Annotated in this window: 1 protein-coding gene; it reads right to left on the reverse strand. The window is 58.1% G+C overall.

Features of this window, described 5'->3' with window-relative positions:
* Window positions 1-112: 112 nt before the first annotated feature.
* Window positions 113-520 (reverse strand): hypothetical protein (locus KHO31_RS39045; protein WP_211626162.1); only part of this gene is annotated, 408 nt, incomplete at its 5' end.

Raw genomic sequence — 520 nt, forward strand, 5'->3', positions numbered from 1 at the left:
GTTCATGCCGACCGCCAAGCTTGCCCGCGAGAAAAACCGCAGGAGGCAATAAAAAAGGCGCGATTTGAACGCGCCTTCTTGGCTGCGGCGACGCGGCGGCCGTTATTGTTGGTTAGTGCTGCGCGGCTGATTGCTGCTCACCGGCCCTCGCAGTAGCGCTTGCCCGTACAGGCTCGCGCGTTGCAGCCATACTCGGCTCCGCGTCAGCCTTGGTTTCCACTGCCGCCTGCGCTGCCTCAGACAGAAGGTTCGCAGCACATCTAGCCGTGATACGACTGTGAGCAATCCCCTTAGCATCGAGTGCAATCACCCGGTACAGTTCGAGGTCGCATTCGAGCTCCCGCTCATAACCTTCGGCAGTCTCGACCAGCAGTTCCAACAGCGCTTTCTGGTTTTGCCGTTCGTCCCGCGTCATGGAAGGAGTCCTGCATATTGAGGCCGCAAGAGTAACCAGTCTCCTGAGTTGGTCCAACTGGCGACCACACAAATTGTGCGCCGATAGTGCTAGTTTTTCGTATTG

This window comes from Paraburkholderia domus (assembly GCF_905220705.1).
In the GTDB taxonomy this organism is placed as follows: domain Bacteria; phylum Pseudomonadota; class Gammaproteobacteria; order Burkholderiales; family Burkholderiaceae; genus Paraburkholderia; species Paraburkholderia domus.